This window comes from Fenollaria sp. C0166D3 (assembly GCF_056590255.1).
Genome location: NZ_JBWPVU010000004.1, coordinates 113,571 through 138,704, shown reverse-complemented (window position 1 = coordinate 138,704; position 25,134 = coordinate 113,571). Strand labels below are relative to the sequence as shown.

Here is a 25,134-nt window from a genome sequence, read left to right as displayed (position 1 = left end):
ATTATATGAAAGAGAAAAAATTCATCAGAATATTTTTTGCGTGCATCTTAATTATTGCCATTATCATAGCCATTTTAAATGTAGTGGCTGACCCATTCAACGTCTTTGGCGATAGATTTACTAAGTGGTATACTTATGATTTTACACAAAACCCAAGGACAGCCAAGATCGAGTACATCAAGGGAAAAGATTATAAAAACTTCATCTTGGGCGCAAGTGGCGCCTCATCCATTCCCACAGAGGAGCTTGAGAAATACACTGGCAAAAAGTATTTTAACCTCTTCTCTTATGGCGCGGACCTTTATGTTGTTGAGAAGAATTTGGATTATATTTTGAAAAATTATGAGGTGGAGTCAGTGATACTGCCACTTTCGATACCATCAGCGCTTAGGTACAACGGCGAGAGGACTTCACTAAACTACTACATGAATCCGGATGTTTCGGGGGAGAGCAAAATTTTGTTTTATGCGAGATACCTCTTTGCCAATCCGAGAAATGCGATTGAAAAGTTTAGGGCAATGGGAAAGAGGTCGCTCGTTCAAGAGAGCTTCGACGTCTTCAGCCTTGACGGCTCTTACGACAAGAGCCAAAGGGACATCGAGTACATCGGCAGCGAGGACGATTACAAGGCAGAAAAAGGCTTTAATAAGGACTATACTAAGCTTGAGATGGCTCATGCAAATGATGCGCTTGAAGCAATTCGCCGCATGAAAAAGGCCTGCGACGATGCTGGCGTAGAGCTAACCATGCTTTTATGCCCAATGTATAAGGACGAGACATCTAGGTACGATAAGGCCGAGGTCGAGAGCTACTACAAGGGACTTGCTGAGATCAGCCCTTTCTGGGACTTCACAGGAACTGAGTACGAGAACGATCCGAGATTCTTCTACGACCCAGCTCACTTCAGAAACGCCCTTGGCAAGATGATGCTCGAGACCATTTACGGCGCGCGCAAGGACTTTGGTCGCTACGTAGACAAGGCCGAGGCGCCTCTATATACAAAGGCAAAGCCCGATGCGAGAGAGTTTTACATCTTCGAGCTCCATCACATAGACGAAGACCCGAAAAACGCTTACATCATCACAAAAGAAAAGTTTGAGAGCGTTTTAAAATATTTAAAAGAAAATAATATTAAGACAGTTTCCTTTAAAGATATATACGACTATGTTAATGGCGATGCGGATCTACCTCAAAAGTTTTGCGTTTTAACCTTTGACGATGGCTATAGATCAAACTACACCGAAGCCTTTCCATTATTAAAGAAATATGGCGCAAAGGCGACAATATTCCCAGTTGGCAAGACGATGGGACTAAATAAGTATCCGGATACAGATAAGGATATCTACGAGCACTTTAGCGCGGCCGAAGCCAAGGAGATGGCTGGCGTGATTGAGTTTGGCTCACACACATACTGGATGCACCAAGCATATCCCGATGAGAAATATACATTCAGAAAGACTGCCAAGAGACTTGCGGGCGAGAGCGAAGAGACTTACGTCAAAGCCTTTAAAGAGGACTCCGCCAAGTTCAAGGCACTTTACAAGGACTTTGCAGATGGCGAGCCACTTGTCTTTGCTTATCCAGAAGGCGACCTAGACGGCTTAAGCGAGCTAATCGCTGAAGAAGAAGGCTACAAGGTTACTTTAGGCGTTAAGCCAGGCAAAAATTACATCGTAAAGGGCCTTCCTGAAACGCTTAAAAAGCTTAAGAGAATCAATATAGATGAAAAGACCGATATCAGTGAATATGAGTAAAATACCCATGATAATGGAAGTCACTTCGCCAAAAGATTTAAGCGAAGTAAATTTAGCTGAGAGAGTAATTTTCAAATTGCCAATGGCCTTGCAAAATGAAAGTGATTTTCTAAAGTATATAGATTTAGCAAACAAGGCAAAACTAGATGAGATCAGCAGCGTAGAAGACAAACTTCGCTTCATAAAGACAAGAGGCCTAGTAAATATACTTTTTTTGCGAGATAATGGCGGAGAGAATCCTATATGGAAGCTAAATAGCTATGGCAAGCCATATATAGAAGGCTGGGACAAAGACTTTAGCATCTCACATACTAGAGACATTTCACTCGTGGCAGTCGCAAGTGAAGCGATAGGTATTGATATAGAAGACAATCAGCGCGATATTGATTTAGAAAAGTTTAAAAGAACAAAATTTTTAAACTTCGATGAGGACGCTTATAATAATAAGGAAGAATTTCTTATGCGCTTCACAGCCCTTGAAGCCTATCTAAAATACATTGGCAAAGGCTTTCATAAAGACGCGAGGACCATTAGCGTAAGGAAAGTTAATGATGGCATTGTGATTGACGATGGCAAAGTGATCAAAGCAGAAACGATTAAGGATGGCGGCTATACCATTAGCATAGTTATTAAATAGAAAAGAGGTAAAATTATGGACAGAGAAAAAGTAAAAGAATTATTTGATAAATACACAAAAAAGCTACGCATAGTGCCTGAGTGGGACATAAGGCTTGAATTTGTCGAAGATCCCGACTGGAAGAAGACGGGCGATTTCAAGATTGACCCCACAGACAAAAAGGCGGTGCTAATGCTAAACGCAGTAAATCCAAAGGACGAGAACATCGAAGAGACCATAGTCCACGAGCTAATGCACATAAAGATGTATCCACTCGACCAAGTTTGTGAATCGATGATTATAAATATGTTCGACGAAGGGAGCAAGGCGCAAAACTTTGCTTATCAAGAGTTTTTCACGACACTTGAAGTGACAGTAGAAGAGCTCGCAAAGTGCTTTTTATACGAGTTTGGCGAGAACAAAGAGCTTTCATACGGAAGGATGAGTAAGATTAAGTCCTTCAATGAGCTTTATGATGGACTAAATAGTATTGAATAAATAAATTCGCTCTTTACTTATTAAGTAGAGAGCTTTTCTTTGCCTTGAAAATTGTAATTTATAGTGATATAATTAGTTAAAGAGGTGGACTATGGCGGATATTATGGAGTTCAAGGGTAAAATTGAACTAAAGGACGATATAAAGGCGCTTAGAGAGGAGCTTGTAGGGCTTGTTGAGGAGCGCGACAATTTAATATACACGACTTGTCCCAATATCAAGATGAGGTATATGATTGAGGCTGGCTATCTTGAATACAAACTGTACGAATTAAGCCTTAAGTACCAAAGGCTCAAGAGAAAGAAGGAGCTCATTCAAGCAAAGGTCTATAGAGAGGAAAAAGTCAGCGTTATAGAGATAGATGAGATTCTTGATAAAGAGTTTGAAGAGTACAAGAAAGACCTTGAAGAAAAGCTTAAGGAAGTAAACGAGTCAATCAAGAGAAGCGAGGGTGAATTTTTGTCCGAGGGCGAGAGCGAAGACTTTAAGGATATGTATAGAAAAGTAGTTAAAAAGTTGCACCCAGACCTTAATCCAGAAGTAACTGAGGCTGAGAAAGAGCTATTTGTAAGAGCGGTCGAAGCGTATAAAGCTGGTGACGTCGCTAGCATGAAGCTTATCTATGTAGTTTCTGGCGCTGATGAAGAGAAAAAAGATGATGATACTAAGCTAAAAACTGTCTTGGATATGGCTGAGGAGAAGGCTCGTCTTGAAAAGCTTGTTGAAAATATTAAAAAGAACATGGATGAGATTATGAGCCGCTTCCCATATACACTTAAGGCCTACCTTGATGATGAGGAGCTTATGAAGAAAAAGCAGGATGAGCTTAGTGAATCGATAAAAGATTATGAAAATGCAATAATGGATTTAGAAGAGGCTATAGCAAAACTACTGGAGGAAAAAGATGAGTGATTCAAGAAATATCTTTGGAGGTAAATTTTGGAACTAAAAGAATATTTAGGAGAAACAAATTTATACGATAAAAAAGAAAAGTTAGAAGTAAATAAAGCAAAATCTTGGTTGAAGTCTGTATCAGCTTTTGCTAATGGTTTAGGTGGAAAGCTTATTTTTGGTGTCAAAGAAGATAATACTATACTTGGTTTAAAAAAATACAAAGAGGATTCTGAGAGTATAAGTGAATTAATAAAGACAAAAATGGACCCCGTACCTGAAATTGATATAGAGTTATTAGATTTTAGTGGAAAAGTTATTTTAATATTAACAGTTTTTCAAGGAAAAAACACTCCATACTTTGTTGTTGATTCTGGCTCAAGAACTGCATATAAGAGAATCGGAAATCAAAGTGTAACTGCCACTAGATTAGATTTATTTAATTTATCTTTAAAAGGAGAGCATATAACTTATGATTCTTTAGAATCAAAGAAAAGTCTAAAAGAAGTAACTTTTAAAGAACTTTCTATAGAGTATAAAGAAAGAACAGGAAAAGAACTTCAAGAGAAAGATTTAAAATCATTTGGTCTTGTAAATGACGAAGGCAAATTAAGCATAGCAGGAGCTTTATTTGCTGACGGCTATCAAGTTTATCAGTCGAGAGTATTTTGTACGAGATGGAACGGATTAAATAAGGCAAATGGATTAATGGATGCGCTAGATGATCAAGAGTTTGAGGGCAACATCATATACCTTTTAAAAGCTTCCATGGATTTTATAAAAAGAAATACTAAAAAAATGTGGAAAAAAGGAGCAATGTATAGAGTTGAATATCCAGAATATCCTGAGAGAGCTGTACAAGAGGCCTTAGTAAATGCGCTGATTCATAGAGATTATTCTGTGATAGGGAGTGAAGTACATGTAGATATATATGATGATAGATTAGAAATATATTCTCCGGGTGGTATGTTTGATGGCACTTTTGTTCAGGATATAAACCCATATGAAGTTTACTCAAGAAGGAGAAATCCTATAATAGCTGATTTATTCGCAAGAATGAATTTGATGGAAAGAAGAGGTTCGGGACTTAGAAAAATCATTGAAGCATACGAGGCAGAAGAAAATTATAGAGCTGATTTAATGCCTGAATTTAAGTCTACAGAGAGTTCATTTTTTGTACTTATGAAAAATATGAACTATGACACTCAAATTGACACTCAAAATGACACCGAAAATGACACTCAAAATGAGGGTCAAAAATTAACAGCTCACGATAGAAGAGTTAAAATTCTTGACTGTATGACGCATAGGCCAAGTATTACTGCAAGTGAGTTATCAAAGTTATTATCTGTATCTCTTAGTACTGTTAAAAGAGATTTAAAAAAGTTAAGTGATGATAGTGCTATAGAATATATAGGAAGCTCTAAAAATGGATATTGGAAAGTCAGAAAGTAATATAGCAAAACTATTGGAGGAGAAAGATGAGTGATTTAGTTAAAAAAGATGATGGCGGCGGCCTTTTAGGTGTTTTACATGGCACTGGTGGTCTTGTCGTTCCAAAGCCATTTGAGCGTGAAATTTATCTATTTACCACGCATGTTGCAGGAACAACGCATGTTGACAATATTTTCGAGATAGAAAAGCATTTAAATATTGACGATAAATTATTATTTTTTAGAGAAGATAATCCTCATGACAATAAAGCCATACGCGTGGAAACGCTTAAAAAAGAAAAAGTTGGCTATGTACCAAGAGGCGATAACGCAGTATTTTCAAGGCTTATGGACGCAGGCAAGGAGCTCTACGCAAGAATCAAGGACAAAGAGACGGTTGACGAATGGCTTAGAATAGAGATGGATATTTATTTAAAGGATTAAAAATATAACCCCTCGAAATCGATGGGTTTATCAAAATAATACTAACAAATAAGCAAAAAAATAATCCCCGATACAAATTCGTACCGGGGATTTCTTATTTACTATAAATCTTTTTTAATCAATTCTTTTGTTTCTAAATTGTATTCGTACTCGATGTCTTTGCCATTTGAATCTTCTACTTCAATATCAAGTTTATTGATACCAGCTTCATGCTCAATACTAAATGAGTCTAGGTGATATCCGTCTCCAGCGTCCTTTAGAGAAGTAGCCACAAGTTCGTCAATGTTCTTGATCAAAGTAAGATCAAGGGCTTTTTTGTCAGCTGTATTATCTTTTTCGCTCTTTTCCTTGATTATGCTTCCGTCAGCTGCATTTACTTCAAGCTCATATTCATTAGCATCGTCAAAGCCATTGATTTCGTATGCGTAAACGCCATTGTCTAATTCAAAGCTAATTTCATCAATATTTACATTTGCATATTTATCACTGAAGATCTTCACAGCGTCTTCAGCTGATAGCTTCACAGTCGCTGTGCTGTCAGCAGCTGGCGTGTTAGTGACCTCATCTGGATTTGTTTCAATCATTGTAGTGCCATTAGCATTTTCATTAGCCGGAGCACTAGGTCCTTGGCAGCCCACAAGTGCAAGTGAAAGCACTAAAACTAGTACTAGTACTAAATTAAATTTCTTCATATAATCATCCTCTCTCGATAATACTTATACCCAAAGTTGATGAGATACAAACAAGCCCCAATGCTAAGTGCATCGGGGCTTTGTCATTATTTTGTTCTTATCTAAAAATTGTCATAGTAAATTTTGTCTTCAGGCACGCCCACTTCCTTAAGTGCTGCCGTTAATGACTCTATCATCCTAGGCGAGCCGCATAAGTAGGCGGAGCTGTTCTTGCCAGTTTCAGTGCAATACTTTCTGATTGCGTCATCCGCATGTCCTGTTTCGCCCTCCCAATTCATTTCAGGCGTTGTTCTTGATAGGACTGGTATAAATTTGAAGTCATACAAAGTCTCTTCGAAGTCCTTTAGCTCATCAAGTAAAAATAAGTCGTCAGGCGTTCTAGCACCGAAGTAAAATCTCGCCTTTCTCTTGATGTCGTGGTCCTTCATGTGATTTAGTATCGAGCGTATCGGAGCAAAACCAGTTCCTGCCGCTCCTAGAATTATCTCGCTATCATCATCATGATAATAGAAGTCGCCGTAAGGTCCGTTGATAGTGACCTTGTCGCCTTCCTTCAAAATCTTGTGGCAGTAGGTAGTACATATACCCTTAGTAAAGCCGATAAGAAGCTCGATGTGCTTTGTATCGTTGATACTCGAGGCGATGGAGTAGGCTCTGAACACTTCTTCGTCAGATCCTTCATAGTCATCGCCCTTTGGATACGCCTCAGCCTTTAACTGAACGTATTGACCCGGCTTGAAGCTGATAGTCTCGCCCTCAGGCAGTTCAAATCTAAATTTCGTGATTCTATCAGTAAGTGGAAGCTTTTCAACCAAAGTAGTTTCGTACTCTTTAACGTTGAATAGCTCTTCAGGTATCTCTATAGAAATATCATTCTTGACCTTGATTTGACAAGATAGTCTCACATTAGTCTTAAGCTCTTCTTCACTTAGTTGCGGTTTTTCAGTCGCAAGCACGGGGCCCGCGCCGCTTAAAACCTTAACCTTGCAGTAGCCGCATGAGCCCTTGCCGCCGCAAGCCGATGGTATAAAGACCTTTTGATTTCTTAGTGTTGATAAAAGGCTCTCGCCGCCATCAACAGTATATTCTTTTTCGTTGTTAATAGTTAGTTTCACTTGGCCATAGTCCGCGATGTATTTATCCGCTATTGATAATAGTAGAGCAAATATCCCGCATAGACCAGCTACGACTAAAGTAGTAATAATTATTTGTCCCATAGCCGTCACCTACGATATTTGCACTATGCCTGAGAATCCGATGAAGGCCATCGCCATAATCCCAGTGATAATCAGTGTGATAGGGAAGCCTCTAAGACCTTCAGGTATAGAATTTTCCTTGATCTTCGATCTAATTCCAGCCATTGACACGATGGCAAGCATCCAGCCAAGACCACTGCCTATAGCAAAGCCAACAGTTTGTAGGAAATTGTATTCTCTGATAACCATGAATAAGCTTACACCTAAGATGGCGCAGTTAACAGTGATTAGTGGAAGAAATATTCCCAAAGCGTAATAAAGGTTTGGCACGTACTTTTCCAAAATCATTTCCAAAACTTGAACGAAGGCCGCTATGGATATGATAAATATTATATATCTTAGATATTCTATGTTAAACATCACCACGAGCTTGTATAAAAAGTAGTTGATAACCGTTGTTATCGTTAGCACGAATGTTACCGCGATGCCTAGACCCGTTGCAGTCTCTATCTTCTTGCTGACAGCAATGAAGGAGCACATGCCTAGGAAGTTTGAGAATATCATGTTCGATGTAAAAATCGATGCGAAAAATATTACTAAAGGATGTATACTCATTACTTAGCATCTCCTTTCTTTTTTAAACGATTGTTGGCGATCCACATAAGTATTGGCAGTATGAAGAATGCCGCAGGTGGCATAACCATCATAGTCCAAGGCACGAAGCCCTCAGGCATTACCCTAAAGCCAAAGATGCTTCCAAAGCCCATCAGCTCTCTGATTATGGCGATAGCGACAAGTACACAAGTGTAGCCAAGTCCAGACGCAACGCCATCTACAAAACTTGAGATAGGATCGTTACTTATGGCAAAAGCTTCAGCGCGTCCCATAATTATACAGTTAGTTATGATTAAGCCGACATATGGTCCTAAAGTTTTGCTCATCTCAGGCATATAAGCCTTTAAGAATATATCAACGATGATAACAAAGAACGAGATGATAAAGACTTGAACCATCATACGTATGTGCTTTGGCGTTACCTTTCTTAGTAGACTGATCAAAAACGATGAACAGCCAGTTACAAAGGCAAGAGCAAGACCCATAACGAGCGAGTTCATACATAGGTTAGTAACAGCTAGAGTCGAGCAGATACCGATGACTTGAACCAAAACCGGATTGTCATCAAGCACGCCGTTCTTAAGTAGTTTAGTGTATTTATTAGACATAGTTACTTAACCCCCTTCTTAATAAATTCGTCTAGGTCCTCGTTGATCATATTCACAACGAAAGTCGATGTTTGAGTCGCACCGCTTATCGCATCAATGTTGCCGCCACTTGCGGGTCTGTTGATAACGATGTTTTTATCAGTGTAATTACTTATGTCAAGGCCGCGGAACTGATTCTTGTAAGCGTCCTCAGTGATACGTCCGCCAAGACCAGGAGTTTCATCTTGCTTGATAAACTCAAGACCAGTCGTCTTAGTCAAATCATTTGTAACACCGATGTAGCCACTAATCGAGCCCCATAGACCCGGTCCGTTTATAGGAACCGCATATGCAAGAGCCTCCTCACCACTTTTATAAATATATAAATTCTTTCCGTCGTAGTCTTCACTCACTACATTGTCCTTGAAAACCTTGTCAATAGTAGTCGCATCAGCGTCCGAAGGCAAGATGTCAAATACATTCAAGATCTTCTTCTTAAGCTCAATGTCTTGATTAAACTCAACTACAGGAGCAGTTACCTCATTTAGAAAAGCTAGAGCAAGGGTCAATAGCAGTGCTAGAGCGAACATAAAAACTACAGGATAAACAATAGATTTCTTTTTCTTAGCCATTCGCACGCGCCTCCTTCTTCCTAGCCTTCGCCGCATTGATGGCGTAGTCGATGATAGGAGCAAAAGTGTTGCCAATCAAAATCGCAAACATAACCCCGCCAGCGAATAGAGCAAAGCCCCTGATGATAACAGTCACAACGCCGATGATGACGCCATAAATCCATTTGCCAAGAGTAGTCTTAGCAGCAGATATCGGGTCAGTCGCCATAAAGACAGTACCAAATAAGAAACCGCCCATCAAGATGCCGCTGATTGGGTCAGGCACAGTAGTCACGCCCATAGCACGAAGAATTAAACTTAGAGCAACGAAGCCCAAAGTGCTTCCAGCCATGATCTCCCAGCTAGCCACCTTCTTTACAATTAGGTATATAGCCGCGATGATGATTAAGACCTTAGAAGTTTCTCCGATAACACCAGGGATATTACCTAAAAGCATCGCTTGAACCCCTTCGAGAGTGCCGTCAAGCTTAAACATCGTCATAGGTGTCGCCTCAGATAGAGAGTCAAGACCCCTAGTTAAGAAAGTTCCAAAGCCACCAGGTAGGCCATTTGCAGCCTCATTCCAGTAAATAGTCATGAACTTAGGGAAATTAACATAGATAAATACACGGCCAACCAAAGCAGGATTGAAAATATTCTTGCCGAAGCCGCCAAAAACCATTTTCCCAAAGAAAATTCCAAAAGCCATGCCCACAGCCGAGATCCAAAACGGGATCGATGCAGGCAGCGTCATAGTGTAGAGACAGGCAGTAACGAAAGCCGCCTCAGAAACCTTTTCGAGCTTAAAAATCTTCTTGTTCGATAAGTACTCAACGAATAGAGCGACGAGCACGTTTGTGATTAAGAGAGCCAAAACCCTTAGACCGTAGAAATACGTTGCCACTAAGGCGATAGGGATCATGGAGTAAATCACAGGATGCATCATCTTTTGCTTCATAAAGTACTTCTTGTAAAACTCTTTCAATGCGCTCACTCCTTTATAGATAAATTTGTTATATATAAATTATATACTATAATAGAAAAATAAACAAGGGAGAGGGGATATGTGATATAATATAAATAATAAAAGGAGGTCATATCAATTATGAACGCATTAATTGTATTAGATGTACAAAAAGGGATTTTAAAGAAAAAAGATTTCTCAAACACTTTAAAGAATATTAGCTTGTTAATAAATGATTTTAAGAGTAAAGGCGATATCGTAGTCTTGACACAACATTTTTCAGACGACAGCGACAGTCCGTTTTATAAAGGTTCTAGCGATGTAGAATTGCTAGATGAATTTAGAGAAGCTGCTGATTATCTTATACCAAAATCATCATGTAATCCATTTCATAATACAAATCTTCATGAAATATTAAGTGAAAACAAAGTATCAAAGGTATATATCTGTGGTTTTAACACAGAATATTGCTGCTTGTTTAGTAGCATCTTATCCTCTGATAGAGGTTACGAAACTGTATTTTTAGAGGATGCCTGTGGAACTTTTGGAGATGAGGAAATATATGAAATGCCAGGACTAGATATTAATGATTTTATTGGATCTATTCTTAATTGGTCAGGAGAAGTAGAAGTATTATATACAGATGAATACTTCAATGGCGTAAGCGAAGAATGAAATTATAGTAAAGAATGATACTCAAATAATTAAAAATAGTTGGTATTAGGGGTAAATGACAATGAAAATAAAAAAATATTTATTTAAAATAGTCTTATTAATATTTTTAACAATAGCTTTTAGCAAAGGCACATACGCATCTAGCGATATAAGTCTAAATCAAAAGGAAATAGATGCGATTGTATCAGAGCTTGAAAAAGCGCCTAAACCAGTTCTTGGCTACCACTTTGAATACAATTCACACAATATATCCTTTGACAAAACAAAAGATAACTACGTCATCGTTTACATTTCAAATGATGGTGCAAGTGGCTTTGTCGGCGTGATAGACACACAAGAAAGAAGCGTCACAATACCATTTAAGTATAAAGACATATACTTTTTACCAGAGAATAAATTATTATTGACAGAAAAAGATAAGTCCGATACAGATCAAAAGTATTATATTTCCGATATGAGTGGAAATTTAACGCCTACACATTTCGATGGCATGGTAAGCGGAGTAGATGGGGCTGGATACATTACCCTTTCTAGATATTTAAAAGTAAATGCAAAAAACGAGCAAAATGTATTAAACGAAAAAAGTGAGGCAATTAAAGAAACCCTTGTTCCTAAACTAGCTTTACTTGACCATAAGCAAAATATGGTCCTAGACTTTATTATAGATGAAGTTTGGCCATCGGGAATAGTTTTTGAAGACGACTACGCCATCGTTAAAAGCAAGGCAAATGAATGGTACGCTGGCTCTCAGGCAACTACAAACAATGCAAAAAGCGGCGTGATCGATAGAAGCGGAAATGTACTTGTAGCATTTGAATATAATAGAGTAGAATATCTTGGCAAAGGTAAATTTGATGCATATAAAAATAATAAAAAATATAGCATCGATTTAAACAAGAGTGAAAAGATTAAAGATTGGCAAAAGCCATCAGCATGGGCAGAAAAAGAGATTACGAAAGCCATAGACGAAAGACTAGTTCCTGCAATACTTCAAAATAATTATCGTGACGATATAACGAGAGGCGAGTTTTGCAGCATCGCCGTAAACCTATATGAGAGCATGACAAAAAAAGAAATTACAGGCAGAGTTAAATTTGACGATAACGTTTTGCTAGCCGTTGAAAAATTAGCTTACGAAGGCATAGTACATGGCCTTGGCAATAATAAATTCAATCCAAATGGCAAAATAAAAAGAGAAGAAGCCGCAGTGATCTTGTCAAAGCTAAGCGAAAAGCTTGGGATGAATTTAGCATCAGGCGATATTAGCTTTGCAGATAGCCAAAGCATCTCCACTTGGGCAATAGATGACGTTAAAAAAGTTTATACAGCAGGAATCATGCAAGGGGTAAGCGAAAGAAGATTTTCACCGAAGAGCCATTACACAAAAGAGCAGGCAATAGCGACACTGCTAAGGATAAAAGATAAATAGGATAGGATAGATGTCAAGAGATAAAAGTACTTGGCATCTATTTTTATAAGTTAAAAAGAGTATTATGTGATATAATTAGAGTAGGAATGATGGGAGGTAATATATATGAAGGAAAATATTTTAGACAAAGTTGCTAATTTGCTTAAATCAAATAGCAATTACGTTACAGATGATGGAGAGCTATTAAAAGCAAAAGTTTATTCAGATATAATGACTATGAACGAAGATTTATTAAAGTTATTATTATCAGATGAAGACATAAAGAAAAACAAGATATGAAAAACTAATAAAAATAAATGGAAAAACACCCGATGCAGTAGACATTGGACTTAAGTTCTTAAAAGATAAAACGCAGTTAAACAAAGAAATCTTTAAAAGTATAACATCAGATAATGGTTCAGAATTTTCAAGCTTATCAGAATTAGCAGAATATGTAGATATATATTTTTGTCATCCATATACATCATGGGAAAGAGGAACCAGTGAGTGCCAACATAAATTAATAAGAAGATTTATACAAAAAGGTACATCACTAGAAGAAGTATCAAAAGAAAAAATATACAGAATAAACGAGTGGATGAATAATTTATCAAGAAAAATCTTTAATTACAAAACTGCAAAAGAAGAGTTCATAAAGGAAATAAAACAGCTTAAAAGTATCTAGTTTAATAAAAATAAATACTTTTAAGCTATACTATACATTTTGTTTGTATGATGTCTGGGTGGCTAAGTTATTGTTGCAATTTATAGCTATATTTTTTAAAACTTTTGCAAGTATGATATAATAATAATATAAACAAAAAGAAATATAGTTTAAATATGGAGGAATTATGAATATTACTAATATAAAAAATCTAAGAAGTAAGTTAGAAGAACTTAGGGAGAAGGTAAAAGGTGTAGAAAATTTAAATACAGATATTTTAGAAAACAATGTTATGACTGATTTACACGAACTGGAAACAGAGATAACACAAGATGGTAAGTTAGAAGAGAATAAAGTTTTAGCCAATATGATTAATGATTCAATAGAATCTCTAACATCAACAGCTAATGATCTGATTCAAAGTTTTTCTTTTAGAGTAGGCTATGAAAAAGATAATTTGATTAAAGAAATTGAGGAGCTATTTAAAAATATAGAAGAAGAGAAAGATAGAATTAGATATTTAAAAATATTAGGCAAAAAAAATCTGGTATTATTAGGTGCAAATGGCTCAGGGAAATCAGCTTTTTCTGCATATATGAAAAACTCTCTATCAGATAATATTGTAGTGATTCCTGCTCAAAAAATTTTATACTACAATAAAAAAGACAAAGACATACCATTTATGAATCGAGAAAAAATTTTGGGTATTCAAAAAATGAATTATAATGAAAAAGGAATTTTTGATGATCAATATAACAATGGATATAACGATAGGTTTAATAACTTAACTATTATTTTTGGCGCATTAATTTCATTAACTATAAATGAGTATATTGAAGCCCTTAACAATAAAGAAAAAATAAATTCATGTGAAGAAAAGAATAATATTGTTGAAAATACTAATTATAAAAAATTCATTAAATTATGGAGTGAAATATATCCTGAAATATCATGGGAAGAAGATACGAATAATAGGATAATAATGCCTTCTAAACATGGTAAATTATATAATATTAATGATATGAGCGACGGTGAAAAAGTCGTTATTTTATATATATTAAGTGTTCTAAATGCAGAAGAAAACAGTTATATAATAATTGATGAGCCGGAGACATTTTTGAATCCTTCAATTTATAAAAAATTATGGAATTTGCTTGAAAATATTAGGAGAGATTGTATATTTATTTATATTTCCCACAATGTAGATTTTATTTCAACAAGATTTAATAATGATCTTTATTGGCTCAGGTCATTTGATGGAGAAAAAAATTGGGAAATTAAACAAATAGATGAAGATCTTTTTGGATTGCCAAGAGAACTTCTAACGGAGATACTGGGTTCCCAGGTACCAATAATATTTTGTGAAGGGACTAAAGGCAGTCTCGACAATAAAGTTTATTCTATTCTTTTCGATGGAAAAGCATCAATAGTACCGGTTGGAGGTCATATAGAAGTTGAAAAATACACAAAACTTTATAACAAAATTGAAAATAAGATAAATACTGCTTACGGAATAATAGACAGAGATCAGCATAGTCTCCCAAAAATAGAAGAATATAAAAATAATAATATATTTGTACTATATTTTAATGAGATTGAGATGCTTTTGATTTCAGAAGAGATAGTCAATCTTTTGATTGAAGAATTATCCGATGAATATAATATAAAAAAAGAAAACTTCAAGGATAAGTTTTTTAAGACTATGGAGAATAGAAAAAAAGAAATAATTAATAAAAAAATAAAAACAAAAGTTGATGAGTTTTTCGAAGCCGAAAGAGTTGCCGAGGATGAGTGTGAAGACACTGAAAAGATAATAGATTATGTTAGTTCTAGAATACGGAGGTTAGATATAGAAAAGGTAAAAAAAGAATATAGTGAGAAATTAGAAGAAATTATTTCTACAAAGAATTACAAAGAGGCGTTAAAAATATGTCATTTTAAAGATATATTAAAAATAGTCGGTAAAGAGATACATTATAACGACTACGAAATTCATGCTATTGGCAGGCTACAACACAATGAAGCTTTAAGAAAAGAATTGTTGGATAAATATTTTTCGGGATTATTTAAGATGATGGGTTTAAGTCAAGATTCAACTGCGCAGATAACTGAATAAACAACAAACTAGGGTCGCATGGCGGCTCTTTTTTATTGAACATCACCAGAAAAAGAATTTAATTATATGATATCGCTATAGATATTGTTACTTATATTTGAAAATTAAGATTTGTTAAATCATATAAGTCAACTGTCAGTTGACAAATCTAAGTTTAACCGATATAATAATATAGTAAAAATATATATTTGGGAAGTAATTATATAGAACAGGAGAATTAATATGGGATTTTCTTATAATAAATTATGGAAGCTATTAATAGATAAAAACATGAAGAAAACTGATTTACAATTAGCTATATCAACAACACCAAAGACTATAGCTAAAATGGGCAGGGATGAAAATGTAAGCCTAGATACTTTAGCTAAGATATGTGAATATTTTCAGTGCAATATTGAAGATATTATTGAATATAAAAGCGAGGTAAATTTAAATGCTAAATGATAAACTTACTTATATTTCTTTGTTTTCATCTGCTGGTGTTGGCTGTTATGGATTTAAGCAAGAAGGTTTCGAGTGCATCGCAACTAATGAAATAATTGAAAGACGATTAGAAATTCAAAAGTTAAATGCTAAATGTAAATTTGATTCAGGATATATTGATGGTGATATAACGAAAGTAGAGACTAAAGAAAAGATATATGATGAAATTAAACGTTGGAAAAAACTTGGAAATGATAAAGTAGATGTAATTATTGCAACTCCGCCTTGTCAAGGAATGAGCGTTGCTAATCACAAAAAAAATAATAATGATTTACAAAGAAATAGTTTAATTGTAGAAAGTGTTGAAATAATAAAAGATATTAGCCCAAGATTTTTTGTGTTTGAGAATGTGGCGTCTTTTTGGAAAACTGGGTGCACTTTAAATGATGGCGATATAATGCCAATAGGTGAAATGATAGAGACAAAATTATCTGAACAATATTTAATTTCTAAAAAAATTCTTAATTTTAAAAATTACGGATCAAATTCATCAAGAACTAGGATTTTGGTAATTGGCGTAAGAAAAGAATTATCTGACTTGGTAGTACCTTTAGAATTATTCCCTAAATATAGAAAAGAGAAATCATTATATGAAGTAATAGGAGATATGAAAAGCTTAAGCTGGGGCGAATATGATAAAAATGATTTCTTTCATAGCTTTAGGGAATACCCTACAAGAATGAGAGATTGGATATCTTGTCTTGAACAAGGTGAAAGTGCGTTTAATAATAAAAAACCTGAATTGATTCCACATAGAATAATAGATGGAAAGATTGTGTATAATAAGGCTAAAAATGCGGACAAATATACTAGACAAGAATTTGATAAAGTGGCTCCTTGCGTACACACTAGAAACGATCAGCTAGCTAGTCAAAATACAGTCCATCCTATTGATGACAGAGTGTTTTCAATACGTGAGCTTATGAGAATGATGACAATACCAAATGAATTCAAATGGACTAAAGAGACTCTTAAAGAATTAAACGAGTTAAGTATTGAAGAAAAAAAAGATATATCCAAAAGATTAGAAATGAATGTTCGCCAAAGTATTGGTGAGGCTGTGCCTACAGCTATTTTTTCAGAGATAGCAAAAAATATAAAAAATGCTATGTCAAAAAAAACACTTAAAGATACTCAAATAAAGCTGATAATAGAAGAAAGAAAACTTGACGATATTAATAATTTAACAAAATTTGTAAAGGATGTTAAAGAAATATATTCTGAATCAACAATTTTAAGAATTATTGAGATGTCTAATACAAAAAGACAATCTCATTCAGCCTTTTATACTAACAGATTTATAGTGGAACACATAATTGAAGATTTGCCAGATTTTCAAGAAGATGAAATTACAATAGTTGAGCCATCAGTTGGTGCCGGTAATTTTTTAAATTTGTTATACAAAAAATATGAGAATAAGAAAAAAGTAAATTTAATATTAGTAGATATAGATGAAGATATTTTAAAAATATTAAAATCTTTAAACAATCCACCTGCAAATTTTGAACTTACTTATATATGTGAAGACTTTCTTGAATATGATTTTAAAGGTAAAAAAATTGACTTGTTAATTGGCAATCCGCCGTTCACAAAAATAAGTGGAGAAACTCTGAAAAAATATTTAGAAAACAATACTAATAAATATTCAAAAAATTTAGCTGAGTTTTTCTTAGAAAAAGCGATTAGCATTGCAAATTATGTATCACTAATATTACCTAAAAATATATTGAATACTCCAGAATTTAGGGACACAAGAGATTTGCTGAGGAACTATACCGTAGATTATATACACGATTTTGGAGAATTGGGATTTAAAGGTGTTCTAATCGAAACAATCAATTTAATGATAGATACACAAAAAAGAAGACTAAAAACTATTGTAAAATCAATTACTGATAGTATTACATTAAGCCAGAATATTGATTATATATCTGATCCAAAGCTTCCTTATTGGGTTATATATAGAAATGAATTTTTTGACAATGTTTTAGCAAAAATGGAATTTGATATATTTGATGTATTTAGAGACAGACAAATTACTAATAAAAATTCTAAAATTGCGAACAAAAATAAACTAACTGATTATGTAAGAGTTTTAAAATCTCGAAATATAAGTGATGATGGCTGCAAAATAATAAATATAGAGGGTTATGATGCATACATAAGTTTAAAAGACTTAGAAAATTTAGCTGTAAAAAAATTTATGGATAACGTATCTGTTTATATGACTCCTAATATGACCTATAAGCCAAGAGTAATGAAAAAAGAAAAAGGTTATGTAGTAAATGGTTCTATTGCTATTTTAATACCAAAGGGAAATGTTATACTAACGGAAGAACAGCGAAATTATTTTTCAACAGAAGAGTTTAGAGAGTTTTACAAAATAGCAAGAAATAAGCAAACAAGGTCATTAAATATAGATAAGACTAGTGTATTTTGGTTTGGGAGAAAAATAAAATGAATGAAAATAAACTAAAAACATTTTTAAACAAATATGATTATGATGTACGAAAATCAGGAGATGCTAGATGGATTGATCAGAAATGCACTTATGATGTCGTATCTATAATTGCTGACTGCATCATAGAATATGTTGACGAAAAAGATGTAAAAGAGTTTACTGTTTCTGATATTTGGCATAGCGATTACGCTAGAGAAAATGTAATAACAATATTTTCAAAACCAGATCCTGAATTAAAAGCTAGTAATGAATATGACAAATATTTTGGTCAGCCTATTAAGTTATTAGGATATAGTAAGGTGCTCAATGTGAGAAAGGAAAAGAATAGATACTACTATTCTATAAATAATAGAGAAATATTAGAAAAAATAGCGTTAAGACCTATGAATGCTCTAAATTTTCTTTACGAATATATTGTTAAAGTTTTGAGTGATAGTGATTTATTAGATTCATTTGAAACATTTTTTGAAGAGCAAAGTAAAGAATCATATAAAACTTTAAGAGATAATTTTATTGATTTTACAATTAAGCATACTAAAATAAACGGGGAAACTGAATGTGGTAGAATATTTACAAAAGTTTTAAATCCATTGGCATTTAAGTTAAAAAAGCAAGGGACGGAACAAGGCAGAATTTCAAAGAATACTATTATTTTAAGTGATTTACAATATAATAGATCAAATTGGAGAGATGAACTTAGTGGTAAAGATAAATCTATAACAAGAGCTGAACATGAACCAACAATTAAACAATTGCAAGCAAAAGCCATGGCTAACTATACTGTTAATAAGGCTAAAAAAGCTTTACGAAATTATAATTACCGTTATAATAGCGGACTATCAGAAGTTATACAAGATACTGAAATAGTTAAAGCTTCACAAGCTCATCATATTTTTATGCAATCAGAATATCCTAGCATTGCTGATTATGTTGAAAATTTAATAATGCTAACACCAAATCAACACTACTCAATGGCTCACCCTAACAATAATACTCAATATATAGATAGGGATTTTCAATATATTTGTTTATTGGCAAAAGCAACTAGTATATATATTGATTTAACTTCAGAAAATGAAGATAAATTCTATGATTTTGAAGATTATAAATATGTTCTCAATACAGGTTTTAAAACAGATGATTTTAAATATATAAATTACTTAGATTTTGCAAGTATAATAGATAAAATAGATTATTATTTTAGTGATAACGTTAATGATAACAAGTATTATAATTTAATTAAGAAAAATAAACTTGATTTAAATACAACTTATTCAGAAAAGCTTGATAATTTAAGCTGGGCTGCAGATGAAAATGATGATTATTTGACAAAAAACAAATAACCCACACAAAAAAGGCTATCACCCGATAGCCTTTTCCTTATCCATTTATCTCTTATCTATTTAACGTCTTCCAATAATATCTTTTCCAATTTAAGTGGTTCTACGTACTCGTCTCCTTTATATGCACGCATATTGCCGCCTGATATTTCATCTATCAAAGCGACTTTACCATCGACCATGCCGAACTCGAATTTTATGTCGTATAGCTCTAGGTCTTTCTTTGCAAGCTCATCTTTTACGAATTCACCGATGTTCTTAGCAAGACCTACTAGTTCGTCGTATTCAGCTCCTGTCATGATGCCTAGCATTTCTAGTGCGTCTTTTGTAATTAGTGGGTCATTTCTGTCGTCGTCTTTTAGTGTGATTTCAACGTAGGCTGGTAGTTTCATGCCGCTTTCTGCGTATTGTCCGTAGCGTCTAATGAAGGAGCCAACTGCTCTGTATCTCACGATGACTTCTACGCCGTTACCGAAAACTTTTGCTTTTCTAACTACTGCTTCGTTTTTCTCTGGATCTGCTGAAACGAAGTGTGTATTTAGTCCTTTTGCGTTTAATTTTTCATAGAAGAACTTTGTTAGTAGGCATGCGCTGTGTCCTGCGCCTTCCATTGTTAGGCCGACTTGGTTTTGGCCTGGGTCGAACACGCCGTCTTTGCCTGTTACGTCGTCTTTAAATTTTAATAATACTTCTTTGTCGTTTAGTTCGTAAACGTCTTTTGTTTTTCCTTGGTATAACTTTTTCAAAACTATTCCCCCAATCTATGTTTATTATACTCCATTTATTTTTAAATGTAAAGCTATTGCATCCATTTTCACCATGTTTATGGTTTTGCCACTTCGTATATTTTGTATTTTGTATGAATTTACATGTATTTTACAAATATTTTACTCTATGTTAATGGTTTTAGTGATATAATTATAGTGAACACTTGTAAGGAGGTAATTATGGATACTGTTATAGAGGTAAGGGGTCTTGTAAAGAAGTACAAGGAGCTCACTGCTGTTGACAATTTGGATTTGGACGTGAAGAAGGGCGAGATCTTGGGTCTACTTGGGCCCAATGGTAGTGGTAAGTCGACGACTATAAACTGCATTTTATCTCTTCTTAAGAAGGATGCGGGCACTGTGAAGATATTTGGTGAGCCTATGTCGCCTGATGCTTATGACATTAAAAGAAGGATTGGTGTTGTTTTTCAAGACGTTGGCGTTTATGACGAGCTAAGTGTTTACGAGAACATCGACTACTTCTGCGGTCTATATATAAGTGATAAGGCTAAGAGGAAGGAGCTTGTAGAGAGGGCTCTGGACCTTGTTAGCTTAAATGATTTTGTTAAATTTAAACCGAAAAAGCTTTCTGGCGGTCTACTTAGAAGGCTTAATATTGCTTGCGGCATTGCTCACAGACCTGAGATTATCATTCTTGACGAGCCGACTGTGGCTGTTGACCCTCAATCAAGAAACAGTATTTTGGAAGGGATCAAAAAGCTTAACGATGAGGGCTCGACTATCATTTACACATCGCACTACATGGACGAGGTTGACTTTCTTTGTGACGATATAGTCATCATTGACAAGGGTAAGGTCATTGCAAAGGGCACTTCTGAAGAGCTTAAGGACATGATTACTATGAATGAAAAAATATCTTTTACTTCGAAAAATCTAAATGATGATGTCATTACAAAGATCAAGGCGCTTGAGCACTTACTTAGCTATGAGAACAAGGACGGCTCTGTCAAATTAAGCTTTGATCATGGCGATGGCTACTTAATGAACTTAATCAAGCTTCTTGATGAGAACAAGATTCGCTACAGCTCTCTAAATGTTGAAAAGCCAAGCCTTAACGACGTTTTCTTGGAACTAACTGGCAAAGATTTGAGGGATTAAGATGTTTTTGCACTCATTTAAAAATACATTTAGATACCTTTTAAGGCAGAGGGCAATGCTATTTTGGGCTTTGATATTCCCTATAGTTCTAGGGATATTCTTCAAGCTTGCCTTTGGCGGCATTAGTGATAACTGGAAGTTCAAGACCATAGGCGTGGCGGTGAACGAGAGCCTTATGGAGGATGAGAACTTTAGTAGTTTTATGAAGGAAATGGAGGACGAAGGTTACTTCAAAGTGACTCGTGCAAAGAGTGAAGACATCTTGGATGAGGACGATAGTATCAAGGCCTATGTCGAGTCGATGGACAAGATTTATACTAAGCGCTCTGGCATATCTGAGACTATAGTTGAGACGATCATGAATGTGTATTCACAAAAGGCTTCGATGGTGTCTAGGATCATGCAAAAGGATCCACGTGCTGATTTGAGCAAAATTTTGGATGTGGATAATCATATAAAAGATCTTTCTAGAAAAAATATGGATCCAGTCAATGCGTTTTTCTACACGCTTCTTGGTATGACGACTATATACGGCTACATGTGGGGAATGTATGTAATTTACCAATACGAAGCAAATCTTTCGGTTAACGCTAAAAGGAATGCGATATCGCCTGTTAAAAAGAGTGTAAGCCTTGGAGCCGCAGTGCTTGCGAGCTGGATTATTAATTTTGCGATAACTTTATTTTTCATATTTTACCTAAAAAATGGTTTAGGAATAGAATTTGGTGACAGAGCTCTTCCGCTTGTAGCTTTGTCGGCGCTATCGTCACTAACGGGCGTTGCTTTTGGCATTTTGCTAGGCGTATCAAATAAGGCAACGATCGACACTAAGATAGGTCTGGGTATCGCCATCACCATGACGATGTCGTTTTTGGCAGGCATGATGAAGAGCGATATGAAGGTGATTGTAGCTGAGAAGGCACCTATCATCAACAAGATCAATCCTGTTGCCATCGTGACTGATGCGGTCTGCTCACTATACTACTACGATTCGATGGATAGGTTTATGCAAAATATGATTTACTTAGGCATCGTTACAGCCATTTTCATTATAGTATCGCTATGTTTCATGAGGGGTAAAGAATATGAAAGTCTTTAAAAATTATTTCAAAATAGTATGGGCGCACAGGACAGCCATAATTCTATATACAGTTATATTTGCGGCTTTACTTGTATTTTCAACAAAAAGTGAGAACAAAGAGGCTTACAAGAGTGTCGGGGTTGATATATACTTAAACGACAAGGCAGGGACGGAGCTTTCGAAGGCGCTCGGCACATACTTAGCTAAAAATGACAAGATCGTGGACATGGATGAGTCCTTGGTCGAGGATAAATTGTTCTATGGATCGATAAGTGCTATGCTTGAGATACCTGAGGACTTTGACGAAGCGAGGGAAGTTTTATATAGGTCGGCGCCTAACGATATCTACGCGATGAATGTTAAAGAGAAGGTCAATATCTACTTAAGCCAAGTGGCTGCCTACGAGAAGGCCGGCTTTGATCTAAGTGATGCGATTAAGTATAGTGACGAGGACTTAGAAAAGAACTTTGATATAGCCATCAAAGGTGGAAGTGCTGTTAAAACTGACGAAGACGCGAGATTTTTCTTTAACTTCCTAAACTATCTACTTCTTTCGCAAATTATACTCATCGTCTCAATCATTGTCAAAGTTTACAAGAGAAAGAAGATTGCGATGAGAAATTTGGCCTCGCCTGTGCCAAGTAAAAAGATGAATCTATATCTAACGCTTGGGCACATCGCAAATGCGCTAATCGTGTGGTTTTTGTATATGCTTTTGTATGTGATTTTGTATAAGTATGATTTTTCAAAATTACACGTAAATCTTATGATGCTAAACTCACTTGTATTTACTACTGCTATAGTGCCGATGGCGCTGATGATATCAAGCCTAGTTAAGAACGACAACGCCGTTGGAGGAGTAACGAATGTAGTTTCACTCGGCTCGTCCTTCTTATGCGGCGCCTTTGTTCCGCAAGAGTTTTTAGGCGAAACAGCTTTAAAGATAGGAAAGATATTCCCGAGCTACTACTATATACAGAATAATGACGTTTTAGCCTCAAATCCAAGTTTTGACGCAATAAAAACGAATTTACTTATTATGCTTGGATTTGCAGCCTTGTTTATAGTTGTGACAGTTGTGGCGAAACCAAAAACAAATGACAATATTAATTAATTTCACGTTAAAATGTGCCCTTGAGCTCGTTCCTTCCTCGGCAATGCTCAGGTACATTTGTACATTCCGCTTGCCTCGTCGGTCCACGTCGCTCAATCATCACATTTTATTCGTGAAATTTAAAAATTGCATTAAATAAAAATATTTTAGCGCTCACTTAACTATTATCAAGTGGGCGCTATTATTTTGTGGTATAATTATATTAGCATACATATATTATAATGGAGGAGATAAATAAATGGGAACTTTAAGAGTAACAGGAAAAGGAAGATTATCATTAAAGCCGGATACCATTGTCGTAAGCTTCAAATCAAGTGCAGTCTACACTGATTATGCAGAGACCATTGCCATGGCAAGCAAGGCAACTAAGGACTTAAAGGCTCTTATAGCAAAGGCTGGCATCGATAGCGAGCTTCTAAAGACTACTAACTTAGACGTAAGTCCAGATTATGATACTTGGTACGACGACAATAACCATAGACATGAAAAGTTTATTGGCTACAAGTACACTCATAACTCAAAGATCAAGATTGATAATGACAACAAGATTTTAGGCAAGCTTTTATATGAAGTGAGTGCGTCGCCACTTGATGTGAGATTTGATATAAGCTACACTGTTAAAGATATTGAAAAGTCGAAAAATGATTTACTTAGAGAGGCTATCAAGGATGCAAAGGAAAAGGCGCAAATCCTTAGCGAGGCTGCAGGTGTTAAGCTAAAAAGCGTTGTAGACATTAATTACTCTTGGGGCGAGATTGAGATATATTCTGAGCCGCTAAGTTTAATGGATAGCCAAATCTGTGCTGCGCCATTGAAATCATTAGATATTGACATAGATGCTGATGACATCGATGTCAATGACACTGTAACAGTAGTTTGGGAGATAGACTAGTGAAGCTAGTAGAAATAGACGAAAGCTATTTATCACAAATAAAGGCTCTTTACGAAGAATCGGGATGGAGCGCTTATTTAGCTGATGACGAAAAGCTTAGTAGGGCGATAAAAAATTCTTTATTAACGCTTGGATATATGGATGGAGATGAGCTCCTAGGCTTTGTAAGATGCGTAGGAGACGCTGAACACGTAGTCTTAGTGCAAGACCTTATTGTTAAGAAGGATTATAGACGCAAGGGCTTAGCTAAAAAGCTTATGAAGGAAGTTTTTGAAAAGTATAAAAGTGTTCGATGGATACAAGTTAATACCGATGGTGAAGATGAAGTAGCCAATGCTTTTTACAAGGCCATCGGCATGAAAGAGATAAGTGAAGCGGGCGTAGTGAGCTTTTTTAAATAGGTGACAAAATGATAATTATAGAAATTTTATACTTTTTAATAATGTTTTCAATTAAAAGAGGCTCTAGTCCAGACACTATGCTATTTTTTACTACACCATTGATTGTTTTTACTGTCTTTGGTCTAGCAGAATTTATTGTGTGGGCAAATAAAAAATTTGATAAAGACAGTACGTCAAGTAAAATAAAATTAGCAGTGTATTTAACAGCGACTATGCTTATGCTAGTTGTGAATGTAACACTTGTTGCAATGAGCTTAAACCCAAGGACTTAGATGAATACAAAAAGAAGGAGCGGACAATTTGTCCGCTCCTTT

26 protein-coding genes and 1 pseudogene are annotated in these 25,134 nt (G+C 35.3%); 20 read left to right on the top strand and 7 right to left on the bottom strand.

What is annotated here, in order from left to right:
- Positions 1–5: 5 nt before the first annotated feature.
- The 6 genes from AC1EJ0_RS04260 (at position 6) to AC1EJ0_RS04235 (ending at position 5,634) form a co-directional block, all read left to right on the top strand.
- Positions 6–1,754 carry a polysaccharide deacetylase family protein gene (locus AC1EJ0_RS04260; protein WP_480023289.1) on the top strand — a complete coding sequence of 583 codons (1,749 nt, stop codon included), beginning with the start codon at positions 6–8 and terminating at the stop codon, positions 1,752–1,754.
- Positions 1,723–2,391, top strand: a complete 669-nt coding sequence (locus AC1EJ0_RS04255; RefSeq protein WP_480023290.1) for a 4'-phosphopantetheinyl transferase family protein — start codon at positions 1,723–1,725, stop codon at positions 2,389–2,391. The genes AC1EJ0_RS04260 and AC1EJ0_RS04255 overlap by 32 nt, the downstream gene beginning before the upstream one ends.
- Positions 2,392–2,406: 15 nt before the next feature.
- A complete protein-coding gene (locus AC1EJ0_RS04250) occupies positions 2,407–2,868 on the top strand; it encodes a hypothetical protein (RefSeq protein ID WP_480023291.1) in 462 nt (153 codons plus the stop codon).
- Positions 2,869–2,959: 91 nt separating this feature from the next.
- Positions 2,960–3,778 (top strand): hypothetical protein, encoded by an 819-nt coding sequence (locus AC1EJ0_RS04245; protein WP_480023292.1) that lies wholly within the window; start codon positions 2,960–2,962, stop codon positions 3,776–3,778.
- A gap of 27 nt (positions 3,779–3,805) precedes the next feature.
- Positions 3,806–5,212 carry an ATP-binding protein gene (locus AC1EJ0_RS04240; RefSeq protein ID WP_480023293.1) on the top strand — a complete coding sequence of 469 codons (1,407 nt, stop codon included), beginning with the start codon at positions 3,806–3,808 and terminating at the stop codon, positions 5,210–5,212.
- A 26-nt stretch (positions 5,213–5,238) separates the two neighbouring features.
- Positions 5,239–5,634, top strand: coding sequence for an HIRAN domain-containing protein (locus AC1EJ0_RS04235; protein ID WP_480023294.1), 396 nt, complete (start codon positions 5,239–5,241; stop codon positions 5,632–5,634).
- Positions 5,635–5,735: 101 nt separating this feature from the next.
- Here AC1EJ0_RS04235 and AC1EJ0_RS04230 read toward each other — a convergent pair whose 3' ends face one another.
- From AC1EJ0_RS04230 to AC1EJ0_RS04205, 6 genes are all read right to left on the bottom strand, one after another.
- Positions 5,736–6,326, bottom strand: a complete 591-nt coding sequence (locus AC1EJ0_RS04230) for a PepSY domain-containing protein (RefSeq protein ID WP_480023295.1) — start codon at positions 6,324–6,326, stop codon at positions 5,736–5,738.
- 101 nt (positions 6,327–6,427) lie between these two features.
- Complete coding sequence (locus AC1EJ0_RS04225) at positions 6,428–7,543, bottom strand: 2Fe-2S iron-sulfur cluster-binding protein (RefSeq protein WP_480023296.1); 1,116 nt, start codon at positions 7,541–7,543, stop codon at positions 6,428–6,430.
- A 9-nt stretch (positions 7,544–7,552) separates the two neighbouring features.
- Positions 7,553–8,137, bottom strand: coding sequence for an NADH:ubiquinone reductase (Na(+)-transporting) subunit E (locus AC1EJ0_RS04220; RefSeq protein WP_058259538.1), 585 nt, complete (start codon positions 8,135–8,137; stop codon positions 7,553–7,555).
- Positions 8,137–8,745 (bottom strand): NADH:ubiquinone reductase (Na(+)-transporting) subunit D, encoded by a 609-nt coding sequence (locus tag AC1EJ0_RS04215; protein WP_480023297.1) that lies wholly within the window; start codon positions 8,743–8,745, stop codon positions 8,137–8,139. Before AC1EJ0_RS04215 ends, AC1EJ0_RS04220 begins: the two co-directional genes overlap by 1 nt.
- A gap of 2 nt (positions 8,746–8,747) precedes the next feature.
- Positions 8,748–9,356 (bottom strand): RnfABCDGE type electron transport complex subunit G, encoded by a 609-nt coding sequence (locus tag AC1EJ0_RS04210; RefSeq protein WP_480023298.1) that lies wholly within the window; start codon positions 9,354–9,356, stop codon positions 8,748–8,750.
- Positions 9,349–10,320 (bottom strand): RnfABCDGE type electron transport complex subunit D, encoded by a 972-nt coding sequence (locus tag AC1EJ0_RS04205; protein WP_480023299.1) that lies wholly within the window; start codon positions 10,318–10,320, stop codon positions 9,349–9,351. The genes AC1EJ0_RS04210 and AC1EJ0_RS04205 overlap by 8 nt, the downstream gene beginning before the upstream one ends.
- Positions 10,321–10,440: 120 nt before the next feature.
- Here AC1EJ0_RS04205 and AC1EJ0_RS04200 point away from each other — a divergent pair, with 120 nt between their 5' ends.
- From AC1EJ0_RS04200 to AC1EJ0_RS04165, 8 genes and pseudogenes are all read left to right on the top strand, one after another.
- Complete coding sequence (locus tag AC1EJ0_RS04200) at positions 10,441–10,974, top strand: cysteine hydrolase family protein (RefSeq protein WP_480023300.1); 534 nt, start codon at positions 10,441–10,443, stop codon at positions 10,972–10,974.
- A 61-nt stretch (positions 10,975–11,035) separates the two neighbouring features.
- Positions 11,036–12,403: an S-layer homology domain-containing protein gene (locus AC1EJ0_RS04195; protein WP_480023301.1), complete on the top strand. Its 1,368-nt coding sequence runs from the start codon at positions 11,036–11,038 to the stop codon at positions 12,401–12,403.
- Between the two features lie 105 nt (positions 12,404–12,508).
- Entirely contained in the window at positions 12,509–12,682 is a 174-nt protein-coding gene (locus tag AC1EJ0_RS04190; RefSeq protein ID WP_480023302.1) for a hypothetical protein, read from the top strand.
- Positions 12,666–13,067, top strand: a pseudogene (locus AC1EJ0_RS04185) (IS30 family transposase); the annotation flags it as partial. The gene AC1EJ0_RS04190 and the pseudogene AC1EJ0_RS04185, both read left to right, overlap by 17 nt.
- A gap of 166 nt (positions 13,068–13,233) precedes the next feature.
- On the top strand, positions 13,234–15,162 hold the full coding sequence (locus AC1EJ0_RS04180; RefSeq protein WP_480023303.1) for an AAA family ATPase: 1,929 nt from the start codon (positions 13,234–13,236) through the stop codon (positions 15,160–15,162).
- Positions 15,163–15,384: 222 nt separating this feature from the next.
- The gene (locus AC1EJ0_RS04175; RefSeq protein ID WP_480023304.1) at positions 15,385–15,606 is read left to right on the top strand and encodes a helix-turn-helix domain-containing protein; all 222 of its coding nucleotides are present in this window, start codon (positions 15,385–15,387) and stop codon (positions 15,604–15,606) included.
- Complete coding sequence (locus AC1EJ0_RS04170) at positions 15,596–18,106, top strand: DNA cytosine methyltransferase (protein ID WP_480023305.1); 2,511 nt, start codon at positions 15,596–15,598, stop codon at positions 18,104–18,106. Before AC1EJ0_RS04175 ends, AC1EJ0_RS04170 begins: the two co-directional genes overlap by 11 nt.
- The gene (locus AC1EJ0_RS04165) at positions 18,103–19,449 is read left to right on the top strand and encodes a hypothetical protein (protein ID WP_480023306.1); all 1,347 of its coding nucleotides are present in this window, start codon (positions 18,103–18,105) and stop codon (positions 19,447–19,449) included. The genes AC1EJ0_RS04170 and AC1EJ0_RS04165 overlap by 4 nt, the downstream gene beginning before the upstream one ends.
- A gap of 56 nt (positions 19,450–19,505) precedes the next feature.
- Here the strand turns inward: AC1EJ0_RS04165 and AC1EJ0_RS04160 are convergent, their stop codons facing one another.
- A complete protein-coding gene (locus AC1EJ0_RS04160; RefSeq protein ID WP_480023307.1) occupies positions 19,506–20,192 on the bottom strand; it encodes a phosphoribosylaminoimidazolesuccinocarboxamide synthase in 687 nt (228 codons plus the stop codon).
- A gap of 201 nt (positions 20,193–20,393) precedes the next feature.
- Between AC1EJ0_RS04160 and AC1EJ0_RS04155 the strand changes: the two genes are divergently transcribed.
- From AC1EJ0_RS04155 to AC1EJ0_RS04130, 6 genes are all read left to right on the top strand, one after another.
- Positions 20,394–21,332 (top strand): ABC transporter ATP-binding protein, encoded by a 939-nt coding sequence (locus tag AC1EJ0_RS04155; protein WP_480023308.1) that lies wholly within the window; start codon positions 20,394–20,396, stop codon positions 21,330–21,332.
- 55 nt (positions 21,333–21,387) lie between these two features.
- Positions 21,388–22,431 carry an ABC transporter permease gene (locus tag AC1EJ0_RS04150; protein WP_480023309.1) on the top strand — a complete coding sequence of 348 codons (1,044 nt, stop codon included), beginning with the start codon at positions 21,388–21,390 and terminating at the stop codon, positions 22,429–22,431.
- Positions 22,418–23,527, top strand: a complete 1,110-nt coding sequence (locus AC1EJ0_RS04145; protein ID WP_480023310.1) for an ABC transporter permease — start codon at positions 22,418–22,420, stop codon at positions 23,525–23,527. The genes AC1EJ0_RS04150 and AC1EJ0_RS04145 overlap by 14 nt, the downstream gene beginning before the upstream one ends.
- A gap of 238 nt (positions 23,528–23,765) precedes the next feature.
- Entirely contained in the window at positions 23,766–24,419 is a 654-nt protein-coding gene (locus AC1EJ0_RS04140; protein ID WP_480023311.1) for an SIMPL domain-containing protein, read from the top strand.
- A complete protein-coding gene (locus tag AC1EJ0_RS04135; protein ID WP_480023312.1) occupies positions 24,419–24,820 on the top strand; it encodes a GNAT family N-acetyltransferase in 402 nt (133 codons plus the stop codon). Before AC1EJ0_RS04140 ends, AC1EJ0_RS04135 begins: the two co-directional genes overlap by 1 nt.
- 8 nt (positions 24,821–24,828) lie before the next feature.
- Positions 24,829–25,092 (top strand): hypothetical protein, encoded by a 264-nt coding sequence (locus AC1EJ0_RS04130; RefSeq protein ID WP_480023313.1) that lies wholly within the window; start codon positions 24,829–24,831, stop codon positions 25,090–25,092.
- Positions 25,093–25,134: the final 42 nt, after the last annotated feature.